The following is a 337-nucleotide window of genomic DNA, read 5'->3' on the forward strand; positions in this document are numbered from 1 at the left end:
CGTTGGCAGTGAGGCAATTGTCGGCAGGTCGGCCGCCACACAGACGTTGCCATCGGAGAGGGCGTCGAAGAGGGTGTCCTCCGGTGCAGTAATGGCCACGGTTACCGTGGCCGAATCGGCCGGGCAGCCACCTGATGCCGCGAATGCATAGGTGAAGTTGTACGTGCCTGCGGAAAGAGCGGAAAGGTCCACGTCGGTGGGGTCGGTAAGGTCCGCTCCGGATGAATCGTCATCGTTCCAGGTGCCCCCGTTATCGGGCGTGCCGCCAAGGGCGCCGAACAGGTCCGTTGCGGCCCCTGTGCCCGTGCAGATGGCCATGGCGCCATTTTCGCCTGCG

Annotated in this window: 1 protein-coding gene; it reads right to left on the bottom strand. The window is 64.7% G+C overall.

Annotated elements, in window-relative coordinates; translation table 11 throughout:
• Window positions 1–318, bottom strand: a 318-nt coding sequence (locus DCK90_RS16895; protein WP_159075879.1) for a hypothetical protein, incomplete at its 3' end; no start/stop codon positions are given.
• Between the last annotated feature and the right edge of the window lie 19 nt (window positions 319–337).

The organism is Muricauda brasiliensis (assembly GCF_003057865.1).
GTDB lineage: Bacteria > Bacteroidota > Bacteroidia > Flavobacteriales > Flavobacteriaceae > Flagellimonas > Flagellimonas chongwuensis.